We start from the raw sequence: 17,106 nt of genomic DNA on the forward strand, positions 1-17,106 counted from the left end.
CGCCCGTCTTTGCCGGGCTCCTCAGGGAGAACGGGTATTTTCACATATCCCTCAAAGAACACATTCTCGTGATTAAACAGAAATTATATGCTCAACTTCTAGCTTTTTATGCACGGGCTGCCAACGGCTGATATTGTACGCCTTGGTGCAAATGGCATCAAACACAATCTCTTGACGGTTCAAATAATCACGGTAGATTTCGATGTCATGATCACGACCTTGCAGCTCTGGTGAGACTAAACAAAGTTTAAAACCAGCGCTCTTGAGCAATGCGTAATTTTGTTTGTTGATTGGCAATTGCGTAAAACAGTCGACCCATACCCACTTCACTTTGCCCTGCATCGCAAAAATCGTATCAAGACCTTCAAATTCAGAAAAGCGCACGGCCAGGTTATGCTCGCCCTGCTTGCTTAACAAAACAATCATGGGAAACGATAAATCTAAGAAAAAATATTTTTGAATGTTATATTTTTTTAAAAGCTCTAAAACTCTCAATTCAATGCGCTCACTCTTGATATTCAAAATCATGAGACCATGGCGGTAGTGCTGCAAATAATCTTCAAATTTTTGGCCTGTTGAAAAGGGATCGTGCGCCAAAATTAAATCGTCCCCAGCATCCCGCAGATCAAGCTCAACACCACAATGTTGCGGCAACTTTTCAAGCTCTTCAACGGTATTTACTCGGTGTGCTATAAACATAGCAATCTCCTCAATTTATTCTGCTAACTCTTTTTTTAACGCACGACTAAACGACATAGTTCGTTTCGTTAACTTCCATTTTGATAATAAGCCGGTGTTCCACGACGACTGCCCATGAACACGCGGCGGAAAGGTCACATTAAATCTGACAATTTTTACATTAAGTTGGTGTGCCAAGTACAACACATACAAATCAAGCGCAAAATCATGCGGTGGGTTGTGCCACTGCGCAAAAAAACTTTTATGAAAAAGATTTGGCTGAGCGTTAATGTCCCACAATTTTTTGCCCAAATACATCGTTTCAAAACAACTCATGCCAACGGTAAAAAAAAGATCAAGCGCACTGCGCCCTTTGCGATTGCCTTTGACATAAACATTGGTAGGGTTGCCCAACTGCTCAACCATTTCAAGCGCTTTAATCACGTCATGCGGATCGGTTTGCATGTCGGCATGCGTCCAAGCAAGATACTCTCCCTCAGCCGCACGAAGACCCGACAAAATACCAAAGCCATAGCCTTGATTTTTTTCAACATGCACGGTCCGCGCAAACGGAAAAGCGGGAAGAGCGTAGTCTAAAATTTGCTGCGAGTCATCAAGAGAGCCGTTATTGACGAGGATAACTTCGATGTCGGTACGCTTTAAAATACGCGCAAAGCGGCCTAAAATTAACGGTATATTTTTTGCTTCGTTAAAACACGGAATGACTATGGAGAGTTTTTTCATACATCAGTCTTCTTTTGATAAATACCATAAACCGATAACCCACATGGAAAGTGCAAACCTTTGCTCAACAGCCAGTTTTCAAAGCGTAACAAAGAAAAACAAAAAGAATTTAACCCTGCAGGTAGCATTGTCATACCGCTAGTTGGCTTATTTTTACTCATTAAACGCTTAAAAGCTGCTGGAATAAATAACAAAAAAAACCAATAGCCAGCATCTAATTTTGTAAATTTTTTAAAAAGCTTATGAGCACTACTTTTTGTATAACGCCGAAAATGAAGAAGTTCACGGTCGTGTGCACTAAAAAGCATGTTGTAGGCAGGCACGGTAAACACAAAATGACCGCCAGGTTTTAACACACGAAAAATTTCGTTCACCATTTTCTGATCGTGCTCAACATGCTCCAAAACATCAAAAGCAACAACCACATCAAATGTTGCATTATCGTAGGGCAGCCCACAAGCGTCGGCTTGTTTTTTTTCTACAACCAGTGAATCTGGTATCATGTCCAGCGCCTGTTGATCAATATCAACCGCATAAATTTTGCCAAAGCGTGCAAGCGTTGCAACATCTTCTCCCGTGCCTGCGCCAATGTCCAAAATATTTTGTGATGATTGTTGAGGAATTTTTTCAAGCAGCGTGCGAATAAATTGAGGCTTGGCCTTAAACCAAAAATGGTCTTGGCTCGCACCAGCCTGATAATCTCGATAATCCACCAATCTCCTTTCTTTACTTTTTATGTGAAGAGTATAGCATTGAAAATGGTTTTGTCCCCAAGGAGCGACTGAGGAGATTTTTATGGAGAGTAGATTATTATCACTCGTTATTCCTTTGCTCAATGAAGAAGGAAATCTAAAGCCTCTTTATCACGAACTCATACCAATAGTAACGTCGTTGCAACACTTCAACAACTACGAATTAATCTTTGTTAATGACGGCAGCACCGACCAATCTTTATCAATTTTAAAAGAACTTGCAGCACTGGACCCACAGGTAAAAATTATATCATTCACGCGCAATTTTGGTCATGAACACGCAACCTACGCAGGCATGGTGCACGCACAAGGCGATGCGATTGTGCTGCTTGATGCTGACCGGCAAGACCCACCAGCACTCATCGCTCAGTTTGAACAAGAATTTTTAAAAGGCCACCACATTGTTTACGGCCAACGTTCAAAGCGCGAGAACGAATCGTGGTTAAAAAAATTGACCTCAAAAGCATTTTATCCGCTGTTCAAATTTCTAACAAAAGTCGACATGCCACGCGATGTTGGCGATTTTTGTCTACTGAGCCGCAAAGCAATTAACTGCTTTAAGCAATTACCAGAAAAAACACTCTTTATTCGCGGCATGATTTACTGGTCAGGACTTTCAAAAAAAGCAGTGCCATTTGTACGCCGCAGCCGGGGCGAAGGAACATCGAAATATAATTATTGGAAGCTGACCGTATTTGCTCTAGAAAACATTATTTCATTTTCGACCTTTCCCATTTACGTCATGCTTTTTTTAGCAACACTTGCAATTGCCTTTTGTTTACTTGGCACAGGCCTTGCTCTCTTCATGAATTTATTTGGTTATGTGATTATGACTGGCTGGACATCACTCATGATATGCATGCTCTTTCTGTTTGCTTCAACGCTCTTTTTTATGAGCTTGATTGGACTGTATGTTGGCAAAATTTTTCAGGAAGTTAAAGCTCGCCCCATTTTTTTAATTGATGAAAAAATAAATTTTACCCAAAACTCAACACATCCTGTTGACTACACACCGTTGCCCCAAAATTTTGTGCGATAGGGTTTCCCATGTTGCCAATTATCTCAATGCAAGAAATAGATACAAAGCTTGCGCCTCACAAAAAGCAACAAACAGCCCTGCTTTCTCTCTTGCTTTTTGTGCTAACAATAAGCATCCTTGGACTACCCTTTACCAACTGGGGCTTTAAAACAGACGACTTTGGGAATATTTATCATTGCAAAATTAACAACTTCAAAAACATGATACATTTCTTTACCGAAGGCAACATGGAGCGCTTTAATCATGCGTCCAACAGCTCGTCGTACCAACAAGCATTTTTTGCCGGTCTGTACCGCCCAGTTTCGTTTATTTATTATTACCTTCAGTTCTTACTTTTTGGCACCAACCCCTACGGCTATTTTTTAACAACCATTATTTTTCATGCACTCAACAGCGTCCTACTGTTTAATATTTTTATCCCAATTGTTGGCACACTCTCTGCCTTTTTAGCAGCAGCCTTTTTTGCTTTTCATCCCAGCTTGTGGAACTGGCTTGGTTGGATTAGCGCGCAAACGTATTTTATTGAACTCTTCGTTTTATTATTATTAATTCTAACGCTCAAGCACTATCTCGATCATAAAAAAATACTATTTTATATAATTTCGTGCACGCTTTTTGCTTTAAATCTTTTTTTAAAAGAAGCAACTATTATTCTGCCACTCTGGATTATTCCTGCAGTTTATTTGTATCTGGGCAATGCGCACAACCGTCTTTGGCAAAGTTTGCGTGTTTCGCTTGGTTATTGGTTAGTTGTTGTGGGTTATGTTGCCGCACGTTTGTCCATGTTTCCGCTCACCAGCAACACTGGCTCATTAACATTTGAACCAACACTCGCATCATTTTTAGCACGCATGAGAAGTCGCGTTTTAGATTTTGTAACATACACAGTCGACATGATCGGCTTCACTATTCTCCCTGCCAACAATCGACTTTTCAAGGGCACGCTTTTGCTTGCTTTTTTTGCACTGCTTGCCTGGCTGTTTGTGCACAATCGAGAAAAAAAATGGATGATTTTTTTGCTCTACAGCAGCGCGCTCTTTAGCTGGCCAGCACTGTTGATGCACTATCAACCGCGCTATATTTACATGGCTCTGCCGTTCTTTTTATTAGCAATACTGGTTGGATTTAGATTTTACCAAAGCTCGTACCAACCAAAAAGTTATAAAGCTGTGTCGTACGCACTGTGCTTGATTATTGCAACACACGCCTATTTTTTATTTGATAAACTAGCGCTGCGCGAAAGTGTTTTGCATCAGGTTACCTCAGCATTTCAAACGCTCGCACAAAATCAAACACTTAGTAACCGCCCACTGTGCTTTGTGGGTATTCCACAGCACTGGTTTGCTATGGGCACCGCGCAGGCAATGTGGCTACTCACCGGCAGCAATAAATATCCCGTTTATCAATGCGATGCAAAAATGTGTTTAGCTGGTAACGATAATTATTTAAAAGTGCCAACACTTAACCAAAACTATCTGAATATTACCAAAAACGAAGATAGCTTTTTGCTGGAAACACTGCACAAAGATAAGCTGTGGTTTACTGACGAAACTGGCAACAAACATGCCCAAGCGACGCTGCCTATTCCTGAAGAAGCACGCAAACACAACACTATATTCATCACGTGGGACTACCACAAGGCTGAGTTCAAAATTTTATCATGAGCATTAATAAAAAAACTATTATCACACTTATTCTCTTTTTAGGCATTATCATAATTTTTGGCATACCATTTACCACCTGGTGGTTTAACGGCGATGACTTTCATGGCCTTTTTCTTGCGTACAAAACAACCACCTGGCACGATCTCTTAAACTTTTTTTATGAGGGACACACCAACGTCGGCATTGGGCCATCAAATGCAGTTGGCACACTTGAACGCAGCACCTTTTTGGGTACCTACTACCGCCCGCTCTACTGCATTTTTTTAACATTACAGTACTGGCTCTTTGGTACCAATGCCTACCCTTATTTTTTGTGTAACATTGTTTTTCATGCGTTTAACACAGCATTACTTTTTATTATTTTTTCAAAGCTTACCGGCTTATTCCCGGCACTTTTAGCAGCCCTGCTATTTGCCGCACACCCACAAATTGCTTACCGCTTTGGCGCTATCGTTAACTTTCATTACTACGTTAACGTAGCACTCGTGCTGCTCACACTGCTCGCGTTCAAAAAGTACTTGGATACCAATTACCAACGCTACAATGCTCTTGCTTGCACACTTTTTGCACTCAGTCTTTTTACGCGTGAATCATCAATTGTGTTGCCCGGCATTGCTTTTATTGGCGCTTATTTGTACTTATATCCCTACGAAGAATTGAGCGTCATTCACCACCTCAAAAACTTTCCTACCATGCTCAGCAAGGTTGCAGGCCTTGCAGGCACCGGCGTTACCTTTCTAATTTTGCGGCTGTATCTCTACCCATTTACTCCTCTCCCACCCTCATCATCAAACACATCATGGCTCCTTAAAAAAATACCAGAACTCAAAGTTTTTATTTTTGACCTTTTTAGTCTCTCGTGGCTCCCCTGGGGACAACCAGTGCTGCGCGGTACACTCCTGCTTGCCTGCATCAGTTTTTTCGCCTGGCTCTTTTTCCACAACACGCGAAAACGTTACGTCTTCGGCGCATTTTTATGTGGACTTCTTATGCTCTGGCCGGCATTGGCCGGGCCCTACAGCCCTCGCTATTTTTATGAAAGCTACCCATTTTTTTTACTCAGTTTTATTCTGTGTTGCATTTTTTATACCGGCAAACTTACCAAATTCAAAAAATCTCTGCTCACATTACTTTCTTGTTTCGTAATTTTTAATATTTTTTTTGTGTTGCACAGCTTTGCACGGCGCACAACAAAGCACCATCAGCTTGCTCAAGCAACACACAAGCTGGTTACAAACCCCGCTATCAAGAACCGTGCACTCTGTTTTGTTGGCCACCCGCTCGACGGCTTTGGCGAACAAAATGCAGCAATCTTTTGGATATTATTAAATGACCCCACCATTCCCATTTTTTTTGATTCAGCAACGGCCATTATGCAAGCTGATGCAAACATTGTGCAGCCCACCAAGTGGGCCAACATTGTCAGCGCATATCACGACAAAAATTATTATACCACCACCCCAGTATCTGGCGGTTTTAGGTTTACTTCAACTGATCCTGAAAAAGTTTATTTCTTGGCAGAGCATGTTGGCTATTCCTTGGGAACAACGATTATTCATGAAAAAAAGATAATTAACGGACAAAACATTGTTACCGACTTTACACTGCTGCTTGATGAGCAATACATAAAAAAAAGTCCCATCTTTATCAGATGGGACTTTGAAACTAAAAAATTCTTACTAATTAATCACGATAGGGCGATACCGGAGATGAGCTAGAAGAAGAAGTTGATGGCGATGATGCACGACGATGGGGGCTATTTATTTGCTGACTCGAAAGCGTTTCATGAAAACAGGCATGCTTACATTCACCACTTTCTCTATCAAACATAAAAACATACGCTCCTCGGTGCGAACCAGGAAAATCTTTATCTTTATCACGCAAAGCTTGGTGATAATCATAACTTGCGTTATGAACAATTTTTGCTTCAAGAACAATCACTGATCTATTTTCTAAACGATCAAAATCAAGCTGACTGGCAAACTGCGTATGAATACCTTCTATGCCAGGAACAACACCATACTGAAGATAATCTTTAATAAATGGTGACAGCTTATGAAACTTATCGTTCTTTGGATTTTTAACTGAGATATCACGACCACGCATAGCACTTAAATCCCGGTTACTCAGATACAAAACAACCATCATGGACGGTCCAGAAGCTAACTGCTGACGAATAACAACATGCTGTGAATCTTTATGAACAATGCTGTCGTAGTTAGCAAAAGAATATAACAACGCACGAGCATCTTGCCATTGCATACGCTTTGAAATTCGCCCGCTTGGTGATGATTGTCGCGAAATTCCTGTTGACGAAGAATCAGGCGAACTACCAGAAAACGATGGTGACGAATCACCTGAAATCTCAGGTGAAGAAAATGTCCCCTCTCCAGCAACTGGCAAAAAAGAAATAACCAAATCATCAATGTTTGGGATTATAAAAGCTTTTGGTTCAACACGCGATTCAACAATCATAGACTCTTTTAACACTAGTTCTCGCTGAGCTTTTAATAAACTCCGCCGTACGTGCTCTGTATGGCGATTTTGTTTAACAACCTTGCTAAACAAATCTCTAAAGCACTCAATTTTAGCTTTAACACGAGACAAATTACTAATCATTTTGTAAGACTTATTCTGAACCTTATAATCAAATATCTGAAAATTACCTCCAGACAAATTCCAGAGATTAAGTTCATAGAAAAATTCATAGAGCTCAGAAAATGGCTCTTTAAAAGAATCTTCAACCAAATCACAATACTCATTATTTCTATTGCTATAAGATTTTTTAAGCGCCTCTAAACGCAAGCGCGAATATCTATCGGAAGCTGAAGACTTTGTAGCCGCAACAGATTGTCGCTGAATATCTTCAAGCTCTAATAATTTTTTAAAAACAAGTTCACATAGTTTAGATTCTTCAGGATAACAATCTGAATTATCAATAATTTTGTGCATCAAGAAAATTGTCGTTGGAATTGCCGCCGATTTAGCTTGATATCTTGCAAATAATTTTTCGTATAAGTTTCGATAACTTGTTCGCAAAAATGCAGCGCCTTCACCGACAAGAATATCAATAATCGACTCACCAGCAAGCTGCGAAATGGCATTTTGAGCCAGTTCTAAGTCATCAAACAGAGTAAAAATATTTTGAATTTTTGTAGTAATACCTTGATAGCAAGTACATTGGTTAGGAACTGGGATATCGTTGATTTTCTCATAAAAATCACGCACGCGCACAATACTGCAATTAAAAATTGCCTTAATCGATACACCAAACACTCCTGCCGAAAGAATATCTGGAGCGTAGCGCATCTTCATTGCTTCAACTTGCTTAATAAAAGTATCAAAATAGACTAACGCGTTCGCCTCATATTTATTGCGTACCTTTATAACCGGTCGATCGAGAGTAGCTTTTTTTGATGCTAAAATCGCGCTACAAGAACAAGCTTCTTGACCACAATTACTATTATTAAGCACCTCAAAAGCCTCTGTTAATTTATTAAAACTTTGCGCAAATGTTATCATTTTTTGAAGAAGCTGAGAGCGCAAAGAGATAAAAGCCTGTAAATCAGTAAAAGAAAAACCTTGCTCTGCAATCTGTGCATCAAACTCTGCTAACAAATTTTTAAGATCTGGAGACATGATAGTTAAACAAATATCATGTCGTTGCAAAAGCTGAACAAGATTTGCATCCCAAGCATCATCATCTTTATTATTTTTTGTCGCAAGCTGCTCACCCAAAACGTTTTCAAAAATACGTTCTCGCGTTGAAAGTACTTGCAAAAGAAATGCCAGTTGTTTTTCATCTTCTGCGACATAACTTACCAAAGCTTGTGCTGGGCCCGTAGCCACTTCCGCAGAAACACTCGATGCAGCACTAAAAAGATTGATTGGTACTACGGCTGTCATAAGCCATAGCAATAGAATTTTAGCTATGTTTTTCATAATAACCTCCATTTTTACTATCTAAATATTATATTTTCTAATTGTATATTAAAATTAGAAAATAGTCAAAAGGGCTTAAAAATAAGCCTTTATCGCCCAAAAAGGGCATTAATTTTACGCAAAGCCCCTCGATACTTCCAGGTCAGGCGTTCCAGGGCTTTGGCGGGCAAAGACTTGCCTTTAACAACCTGTGGATGCTTTTCAAGCACTTCTTGGTGCAAAAAATCAAAGCATGCGCCAGTATTCGTAGGGTCTTCATAAATTTTGGAAATAATTTTACCCAAATTATTGAGTTTGGCATCATAATAAACCCCTTCCCACTTGGCCAGGTAGCGGTTCAAATCATCTTTCATTTTTTGATAATTGGTCTTGCGTACATCAACATTGGCATGTGGATAGTGCTCAACATATGAATCTGGCGCATCAAAAACCTTATAGCCGGCCTGCCAAAGTTTTAAGCACAGGTCGCCATCGCCGTTGTAAAAAAAGAACGTCTCTTCGTCGATATAACCAATTTCTTTAAGCGCACTGTTTAAAAACATGCCGTGGTTCACATACAGCTTTTCACCAAGAGTACAGCCAACATGATACGATTCTTCGCGTGACCACTCGCGCCAATAAAAAGCCAGCGCACCTAGTTTGTTTCCAGCTTCACGTTGCTGATCAAAATATGCACAGCCATTTTTTAAAGCACCGGGCACAAAAACACAGTCGTCACTGATCATGCACACATACTCACCCTGCGCTGCTTTAAACGCCAGGTTCATAAAATAGCCCCACGAGCGCCGCTCAATTTCTTTGCCCGCCCACACCCCGCGATTGTGCTGCACAATAGTAATCACATCTTTTTGTTCGCACAGCCAAGCAAGCGTGCCATCAGTTGAACCACCGTCAACAATAATAATTTCGTGCGGCATGTGTGCAACTTCGCGCCGAATGCTGGCAAGCGTTAACTTGATAAACGGCAAGCGATTGTACGAACCAAGAACAACAGAAACTTTTGGATTTTTCATAACTTTTATCCGTGAATATAGCGCTGCTTACTGCTCCAACAACGGCGTACCAGCGCAAACTCATCAAGAATTTTTATAATCTTTTTCACATAATCATCACAGGTCCAGCTATGCGCGCGCTGCAAGCCTTTGGCAATTAACTGCTGGCGCAACTCATTACTTTCTAACAACGCATGCACATTCATGGCCAATTGCTCAGCACTGCGCGGATTAAAAAATAACGCCGCATCGCCAAGCTGCTCGCGCATGCCATCAACATCGGCCGCTATTACCGGGCAGCCCAGCGCAAACGCTTCTAGCGGCGGAATATTGTTGGGACCAAAAAATGAAGCAAAGGTTAGCGCGCATGCCGCGCGATACAATGCCACGAGCTCAGGAATTGAAACAAAACCAAGAAAGTGAACCTGCTCTGCCAACCCCAGCACTTCGACCATTTCTTGGACGTACAGCAAATTTCCTTTGTCTGAACCGGTTAATACCAGGTCAACCAAGCAGCCCTGCTCTTTAAGCAACTTGACGGCGTGCAACAACGTGATGTGATTTTTATGTGGCCAAAATTGCGCTGGATAAAAAATATAAGGTTTTTTAATACCATATTTTTCTACCACATCAATCGGCTCAAACGTTTGGTTCAACACAAAGTCTGGCGTTGGCAACTCAAGTGTTTCAACGCGTTGTTCAGACATGCCATAAAAGCGCATCACTTCTTGTTTTGCCGTTTCATTGCCCGCCAACACATACGCAGCTCTAGGAATTACGCGCGCATAATGCTGCTCACGTTCTTCAAAGGTACTGCCAGTAACACTGACTTCAGGAAAAAAAGATTGATGGCGGTGCTGCAAGTCCCACACTGTGTACAAATACGGCACCTCAACACATTGATGGGCAGGTGTTACAAACCAGACCATATCAATACCGTTTTCAAGAACTGCACGATTTAAGAATGTTTTATAATTTTTTTGCACCTGCCGCGCATCGCGATAACGTAAACATTTGAGCAATGCTTTTTTGATTAACGAATCGGTTGGCCTACTCAGATTTTTTTGCAATGAATCTAAAATAACAAACTCATGGCCACTGTTACTGCGCTTAATTGCCTGCAGCAATGAATACTGAAAGGTGTAACCACCGCCTGACTGCGGATCAGCCAAAGCACCACCAAAATAAACACCTACTTTCATTGTTTAACTTTCATATTAATCTTTCGCTTACACCCTACCCCGTCCTCCCTGAGGAGCCCGTAGGGCGTCTCGAAGGGCAAAATTTTGTCAATGAAACAACCCTTCGAGACATCCGACTTCGCTCTTCGAGCTACGACGGATTCCTCAGGGAGAACGGGAGAGAAGATCCTACTTAAAACTTGCAACATCAGATTGCTGGAATCAAACCTTCCTACAACTTCCGCCCAACCGCACACACGCCCCACGAGCTACTTACCTGTTGCTTGCCCGTTAACCACTCTTCAAATGCCACGCATTCAAAGCCATACTGCGCAAAAAGCGCTTCAACTTCAGGCTTAAATAAATAGCGCATGGCATGTTTTTCATGCAGCTCGGTCGTAGTATTATCTTTTTTGTCATGAACAAAAATAGTAAAGTTTACGTTTACACAGTTTGCTGCTTCTTGGCTTTCAGGCTCGGCAACGCGCGTGACTTTGACACATTCAGTTTCTATGCGCTTCACGCGCACCTGAGAGCCTTGCGTTAACACGGCAGGTCCATACCAAAAATCAAAAATAAACAAACCACCAGCATTCAGGTGTGCTGCTGCTGTTTGGAAAGCCGCACGCAAATCGCAATCGGTTGTTTGATAGCTCATGACATGAAAGAGTGAGGCAACCACATCAAATTTTTTTTCTAACCGAACCGTGCGCAAATCTGCATGAGAAAAAGAGAGTTGTTTTTCGTATGCCGAGTTGGCAACGCGCAGCGCCTGGGCCTGCGTAAGCATCTCCTGGCTAATATCAATGCCATGCACCGCATAGCCCTTTTGTGCCAGCTCCAAAGCATGCCGACCAGTCCCACAACCCAGCTCAAGAATTGAACAAGCTTGTGGGGCAAATTTTTTTATTAACGCATCAAGGTAGGCCGTCTCGGCTTGATAATTTTTATCGTGATACAGCGCGTCATAATACTGCGCATAAGCCCCAAAAACGCTCATGAAAAAATCTCCTTAATTGCCTGCACCACGCGATCCATCTGCTCTTGGGTAATTGCTATGCCGCTGGGGATATACAAACCGCGACGCGCTAAACGCTGCGCAACGGGAAATTGTTCAACACAAGCTTCGTGCTGCGTAAAAACCGGCTGCTCATGCAACCCCCAAAAAAATGCTCGCGTGCCAATGCCACGCTGCTCAAGCAGCTTCATCATCTCAAAGGCATCAAACGAAACCGAATCTTTGAGTACTATGCCATAAACCCAGTACAGATTGTCAGCGTAGGGCGTACGCTCAAGCGGCAGCTCAAGATAGCCAATACGGCGCAAATGCGTGGTATAAAATTGCCCAATCAAACGCTTTTTTTTAAGAAAGAGATCAAGCTGTTCAAGCTGTGCCACACCAACTGCCGCTTGCAAATTGGTCATGCGATAGTTATAACCAAGCTCGTCATGCACATAACGCCGCTCTTTTTTAAAACACAAGTTACGCAGTGAACGTGAACGCTCGGCCAGGTGGTCATCATCAGTCATTACCATACCACCCTCGCCGGTGGTAACATGCTTGTTGGGGTAAAAACTCACAATGCTGATATCACCAAAACTGCCGCACGGCTTGTCGTTGTACGTCTGCCCAATCGCTTGTGCAGCATCTTCAATAATTTTTAAGTCATATTTTTTTGCCAACTCAAGTACCGGCTCCATGTCTGTTGGCAGGCCGTAAATGTGCACCACCATAATTGCTTTGGTGCGCGGGGTAATCTTTTGTTCAATAGCCGCAACGTTCATGTTCCAGGTCTGCGCATCAGCATCCACAAATACGGGCTGGCAGCCCGCACGCACGGCAGCAATAGCACAAGAAATTATGGTAAACGTTGGCATAATAATCTGACTGCCTGGCTCAAGCTCTAGCGCGCGTACCGCAACTTCAAGCGCAGCAGTACCGTTGGCAACCGCAATGCCATGTTTGCGATGCATACGCGCGGCAAAAAGCTCTTCAAACTTGTGAACAAAAGGACCTTCAGAAGAGATCCAACCGGTATCAATACATTCATTTAAATATTTTTTTTCATTCCCATTGAGCAGCGGCTCATTGACGGGAACAAAGGCCTGCTTGGCCGCTTGAACCTGCATCATGTCATCCTCAAATCGTGCTCATCAACCTTTGCAATAATGGTCTTGTCACCCAATCCTGCATAAGGCCCTTGCTTGACTTCAAACATTTCAACATCTTCAATAACTCTAAAACCATGCCCACCACGCGCTAGCAAAACAACATCGCCAGCTCGCAGCAACCTGCTTTCGGCATACACACCATCTTCATGATAAAAATCGGCACGCAAAACGCCTTTGCGGATAAAAAGAACCTCTTTGGTGTGCACCACCTCGCGCTTAACCTCGTTGTGAACGTGCGCTTTAATTTCATGCCCAGCCTGGTGTTGCATGTACCCGAGCTGTTGTGAAAAATTGTCGGGGGTTAAAAAAGAAATACCAGGCGTACCGTACTCCTGCCGTACAATGATAGCAAGCAGCAGGTCGTTATGCATAATGTGTTCAATCATGATAATTACTCAGGCTTTTTTAAAACACATGCCTGCATGTGATTATGAAAAAATGGGATTTTGGTAAAGAGCCAATTTAAACACGCACCAAGCTTGCTCATCTTAAATTCCCAATTGTTGAACGTAACCAGCGGCGCACCAAAACAATGTAACAGACCGTCAACATGCGCAATTGGTTTACTTTCAATAATTTCAAAACCGGCACGGATACACACACGCTCAAACTGGCGTTTGGTAAAACGGTATTCAAAAAATTTGCCATGTTGCGGGTCAATGTAGTACCCAAATTTTTTGCCGTTGGCTACCAGCTTTTTCTTACCGCACAACGCACGCAACCAACCCCACATGCGCGGGTCAATTTTTTTGAGCCAGTACGTTGCACGCCGCACATAATTGTAGCTGGGTACGGTAATAACCAGCGTACCGCCCGGCTTTAAAATTTTGAACATGGCTTCCATTGCCTGGTCTGGGCCTTGCGGAAAATGCTCCACCACGCCGTAACTCAATACTACATCAAATGAATTTTCAGGATACGGCATATTAAGCAGATCGCCCTGCACCACCTTGAGGGCTGGAAATGTTTTGTTAAGCCACGCAACGGGCGCAGGGTTGATCTCAATGCTTTCTAAATTGCTAAAACCTTTACCATCAAGATACTTTGAAACGCGGCCAATGCCACAACCTGCTTCTAAAATTTTTAAATTTTTTGCCGGTAAATATTTGAGTGTGATAGCAACTTCATCATCGACATCACAACTTTTAAGTAACTGATCAAAATCTTTTGGATCCCAAGAAAAAACGGTACTACAACCAATATTTTCTACCTTGTGATTTTCCATCTTCATTACTCCTCTTTTTATTTTTGTAGCAACCAGCGTAGCGCAAATGGCTATAAAAAAAAAGAGCACACACCGTCACAAAATTATTTACGCAGGGTTTGCTTGCACAAACGATTGGAATATTGTTCGTAAGGTCGGGTTTTCATGATCAAGGCCATAAGCCAACAACGAAACATTTTTATCAGGAACAATCATGGTAAGATCTGCACCAGCACACAAAAGTATGCGTATAATTTCAAGATAACGAGCGGTATACCTTTTTTTAAAGCGATCACTACTTTTGTACTCAAGCGCATGACACAGTGGCGTTAAACCGTTTTTGTCTGGCGTGTTTACAAGCATAGTAGACTTTTGTACCAAGAATTTAACGGCTCGCAGGTTGCCATGCTTTACTGCTACGTGCAACGGTGTAGCACCTTGTTTTGATATGGCATGAACATCACAACCAGCTTTGACAAGAAACTGCAGCACTGCAGGGCCATTTGAACGTGCTGCAAAATGCAACAAGGTATAATCATCTTCTTCTTCCCAAAAAACATCTAGTTCACGCTCTTGAATCTCGGGCCACTCATAGCGAAAATCTATGCCCGCACCATACTGAAAAAGAGCTTGTAAAGATGCCAAAGAACAAGCAACTATGGCATAGTACGCCGGAGAATACCCAAACCCATTGACCATAGAAACATCAGCTCCAAAAACACACAAAAAATCAACAATATCTGCCTTGCCCATTAAACAAGCCCACTGCAGGGGCGTCATCCCACGGCCACCATCATCAGCTTGATTAACAACAGCAACACACTCTTGTTCATCAAAATTACGTTCATTAAAAAAGGCCTCAATATCTTGCAGCGTTCCCTCACAAGCAAGACGGTGCAATAAAAAGCTCTCTTCTTCTTCAGCTTCAAATAATTCATACTCTTGGTTGGCCAATGACAATCCTTGACAGCCCCAATGATAGTCTGACAAAAAGCCAGTATCGGCCCTGCCAACCGAGAAGAAGGTTTCAAAAACAAGTAAAGATATCAAACAATAGCGTTTATTTTTTTTCATAAATACACCAAAAAACATCAAAAAACATTAATTTTAGGGTTATTTTAACCCGTGGTCAGGAGTATGGTTCACCCAAAAATTTCTGTCAATTTCAATTTATGGCATATTTCTTCAAAATATGCGATTTTTGCTAGGCTAGCAGGCCGCACCCCACCAAGAAGCAATGCAAAAATTAGGGCTTTAAACAGGCATTTTAGCCCAAATAAGCCATTTCTGGCCCTCTTGATCTTTTCTATTTGCAAACATGTTGACTTTATTATTTTCTATTAGTAAACTAGTAGTAGAATAGAGCAGATTGCTCTAGCAGTATAAGTTCAACCTCGTACTTTTTAGAGGAGAAAAACTTATGAAGAAAAGAACTAAAAATAATCTTCTAGGTTTGATGATGTTATCAGTTGTGTTGTGTGTCGCTTCAAGTAATCTTTTTGCAGAAGGCGAAGAAACTTACGAAGCACCAACATATGAAACACCAGAAGAAATTCTGCCTCCAGTAGAAGAGCCAGTCTCTACTCCTGAAGAAGGCAGCAGCGAAGTTTCCTACTAAAACCTATTTTGGTTAACTTTAAAAAAGAACCTGGGCTTTTTGCCTGGGTTTTTTTTTACCTAAAAATTCCCCTCTTCCACCAAATCTTATCAGAAAATACTTGCGAAAAATCTGCTTGCGCAAAAAAGTACTGGTAGACACTCAAACGAGTGTCATGCTGCAAAAATCGTTTTAATAATTTGTTCGCACGACCTTCAAGCGTCTGATTTTCAAGATCAAGCGCTAGTCTACCCAGCGGCACTACCAATTTTTTTCGTAGCAAATATTTTGCTAAATAAAAGTTGAAGCACGACTGCATGTGCCAAAAGAGTATGCGCTTGGTGTACACTGCGTGTTGGGCATCTTCACGCGCGTACGAAAAGTAGTCTACGCCATTTTTGCGTGAATACTGATACGGAAAGCAATCGTCATAAAAATTAATTAACAGTGGATTTTCAAACAAAAGATAATCCTGTAAGCGCATATAAACATCTTCAACAGGCTGCTGCACCAGCTGGCGCGTATGAATGAGATGCGAAATCAAATCTTGGTCGCTGGTAATAATTTGGCGAAAGCGCGAACCTGCCCACCGCGTTTTAAAACTTACTTCCCAACCATGGCGCTCTTGCCAAGCCTGCTCAGAATACACGTCGATATTGGCAACAAAACAATCTAGCTGTTCTTGGTACTGTGCAAACCAATTACTATCACTAATCACCGTAAACGCAGGGCAGCCTTGCAAAACAAACGTGGTGCCGGCAACTTTGGTTGCGATAATTTTTGGATCTTCATTAAAAACAATATCGCCGTCGTAATGAATAACGGGCTCATTATTAAATAAATCGCGCATCACCAACCAGCGCAAAAAGCATTTTTTTTCGTAATCGCCAAACCGGTCTAACTGCGCATAGCGCTGGGCGTACGCTTGATACGCATTGTTGGCATTATGCAGCGTAAAGCCAAGCTCTTGCAACTCAGCTTTATAAGCCTGGCTTAAAAGTTCAAAGCCCTGTAAAAAGACAATCGAAATATCGTTGGAATAGCCCAAGTGCTGGTTACGCTTACCAACAAAAACGAGCGGCACATGCCGCTCGAATGTTGTTTCGTTTTCTGCGCACCAAGCAACAATAACGTTGTTCAT

Annotated in this window: 16 protein-coding genes; 4 read left to right on the forward strand and 12 right to left on the reverse strand. The window is 41.9% G+C overall.

The genetic code is table 11. The features are described from left to right. Positions 1–72: 72 nt before the first annotated feature. Genes K2W90_05035 through K2W90_05045 form a run of 3 tightly spaced genes read right to left on the reverse strand, consistent with a single transcriptional unit; the run spans position 73 to position 2,135 of the window. Positions 73–699 carry a hypothetical protein gene (locus tag K2W90_05035; protein MBY0353701.1) on the reverse strand — a complete coding sequence of 209 codons (627 nt, stop codon included), beginning with the start codon at positions 697–699 and terminating at the stop codon, positions 73–75. 15 nt (positions 700–714) lie between these two features. After that, on the reverse strand, positions 715–1,422 hold the full coding sequence (locus K2W90_05040) for a glycosyltransferase family 2 protein (protein ID MBY0353702.1): 708 nt from the start codon (positions 1,420–1,422) through the stop codon (positions 715–717). Beyond that, positions 1,419–2,135 carry a class I SAM-dependent methyltransferase gene (locus K2W90_05045; protein ID MBY0353703.1) on the reverse strand — a complete coding sequence of 239 codons (717 nt, stop codon included), beginning with the start codon at positions 2,133–2,135 and terminating at the stop codon, positions 1,419–1,421. Before K2W90_05045 ends, K2W90_05040 begins: the two co-directional genes overlap by 4 nt. A gap of 82 nt (positions 2,136–2,217) precedes the next feature. Between K2W90_05045 and K2W90_05050 the strand changes: the two genes are divergently transcribed. Genes K2W90_05050 through K2W90_05060 form a run of 3 tightly spaced genes read left to right on the forward strand, consistent with a single transcriptional unit; the run spans position 2,218 to position 6,595 of the window. Then, positions 2,218–3,213: a glycosyltransferase family 2 protein gene (locus K2W90_05050; protein ID MBY0353704.1), complete on the forward strand. Its 996-nt coding sequence runs from the start codon at positions 2,218–2,220 to the stop codon at positions 3,211–3,213. 8 nt (positions 3,214–3,221) lie between these two features. Beyond that, a complete protein-coding gene (locus K2W90_05055; GenBank protein MBY0353705.1) occupies positions 3,222–4,877 on the forward strand; it encodes a hypothetical protein in 1,656 nt (551 codons plus the stop codon). After that, the gene (locus K2W90_05060; GenBank protein ID MBY0353706.1) at positions 4,874–6,595 is read left to right on the forward strand and encodes a glycosyltransferase family 39 protein; all 1,722 of its coding nucleotides are present in this window, start codon (positions 4,874–4,876) and stop codon (positions 6,593–6,595) included. Before K2W90_05055 ends, K2W90_05060 begins: the two co-directional genes overlap by 4 nt. Here K2W90_05060 and K2W90_05065 read toward each other — a convergent pair. From K2W90_05065 to K2W90_05100, 8 genes are all read right to left on the reverse strand, one after another. Then, positions 6,561–8,819 carry a hypothetical protein gene (locus tag K2W90_05065; GenBank protein MBY0353707.1) on the reverse strand — a complete coding sequence of 753 codons (2,259 nt, stop codon included), beginning with the start codon at positions 8,817–8,819 and terminating at the stop codon, positions 6,561–6,563. The genes K2W90_05060 and K2W90_05065 overlap by 35 nt on opposite strands. 89 nt (positions 8,820–8,908) lie before the next feature. Then, positions 8,909–9,832 (reverse strand): glycosyltransferase, encoded by a 924-nt coding sequence (locus tag K2W90_05070; GenBank protein MBY0353708.1) that lies wholly within the window; start codon positions 9,830–9,832, stop codon positions 8,909–8,911. Between the two features lie 5 nt (positions 9,833–9,837). Next, entirely contained in the window at positions 9,838–11,013 is a 1,176-nt protein-coding gene (locus tag K2W90_05075; GenBank protein MBY0353709.1) for a glycosyltransferase family 4 protein, read from the reverse strand. 211 nt (positions 11,014–11,224) lie between these two features. Next, positions 11,225–11,992 carry a methyltransferase domain-containing protein gene (locus K2W90_05080; protein ID MBY0353710.1) on the reverse strand — a complete coding sequence of 256 codons (768 nt, stop codon included), beginning with the start codon at positions 11,990–11,992 and terminating at the stop codon, positions 11,225–11,227. Then, the gene (locus K2W90_05085) at positions 11,989–13,125 is read right to left on the reverse strand and encodes a DegT/DnrJ/EryC1/StrS family aminotransferase (GenBank protein ID MBY0353711.1); all 1,137 of its coding nucleotides are present in this window, start codon (positions 13,123–13,125) and stop codon (positions 11,989–11,991) included. Before K2W90_05085 ends, K2W90_05080 begins: the two co-directional genes overlap by 4 nt. Beyond that, positions 13,122–13,550 carry a hypothetical protein gene (locus tag K2W90_05090; protein ID MBY0353712.1) on the reverse strand — a complete coding sequence of 143 codons (429 nt, stop codon included), beginning with the start codon at positions 13,548–13,550 and terminating at the stop codon, positions 13,122–13,124. Before K2W90_05090 ends, K2W90_05085 begins: the two co-directional genes overlap by 4 nt. A gap of 5 nt (positions 13,551–13,555) precedes the next feature. Further along, a complete protein-coding gene (locus K2W90_05095) occupies positions 13,556–14,389 on the reverse strand; it encodes a class I SAM-dependent methyltransferase (protein MBY0353713.1) in 834 nt (277 codons plus the stop codon). 87 nt (positions 14,390–14,476) lie between these two features. Next, positions 14,477–15,442 carry an ankyrin repeat domain-containing protein gene (locus tag K2W90_05100; GenBank protein MBY0353714.1) on the reverse strand — a complete coding sequence of 322 codons (966 nt, stop codon included), beginning with the start codon at positions 15,440–15,442 and terminating at the stop codon, positions 14,477–14,479. A 346-nt stretch (positions 15,443–15,788) separates the two neighbouring features. Between K2W90_05100 and K2W90_05105 the strand changes: the two genes are divergently transcribed. Further along, positions 15,789–15,986, forward strand: a complete 198-nt coding sequence (locus K2W90_05105; protein ID MBY0353715.1) for a hypothetical protein — start codon at positions 15,789–15,791, stop codon at positions 15,984–15,986. A 55-nt stretch (positions 15,987–16,041) separates the two neighbouring features. Here K2W90_05105 and K2W90_05110 read toward each other — a convergent pair whose 3' ends face one another. After that, on the reverse strand, positions 16,042–17,106 hold the full coding sequence (locus K2W90_05110) for a hypothetical protein (GenBank protein MBY0353716.1): 1,065 nt from the start codon (positions 17,104–17,106) through the stop codon (positions 16,042–16,044).

The sequence above is a fragment of the Candidatus Babeliales bacterium genome (assembly GCA_019749895.1).
Lineage (GTDB): Bacteria > Babelota > Babeliae > Babelales > RVW-14 > AaIE-18.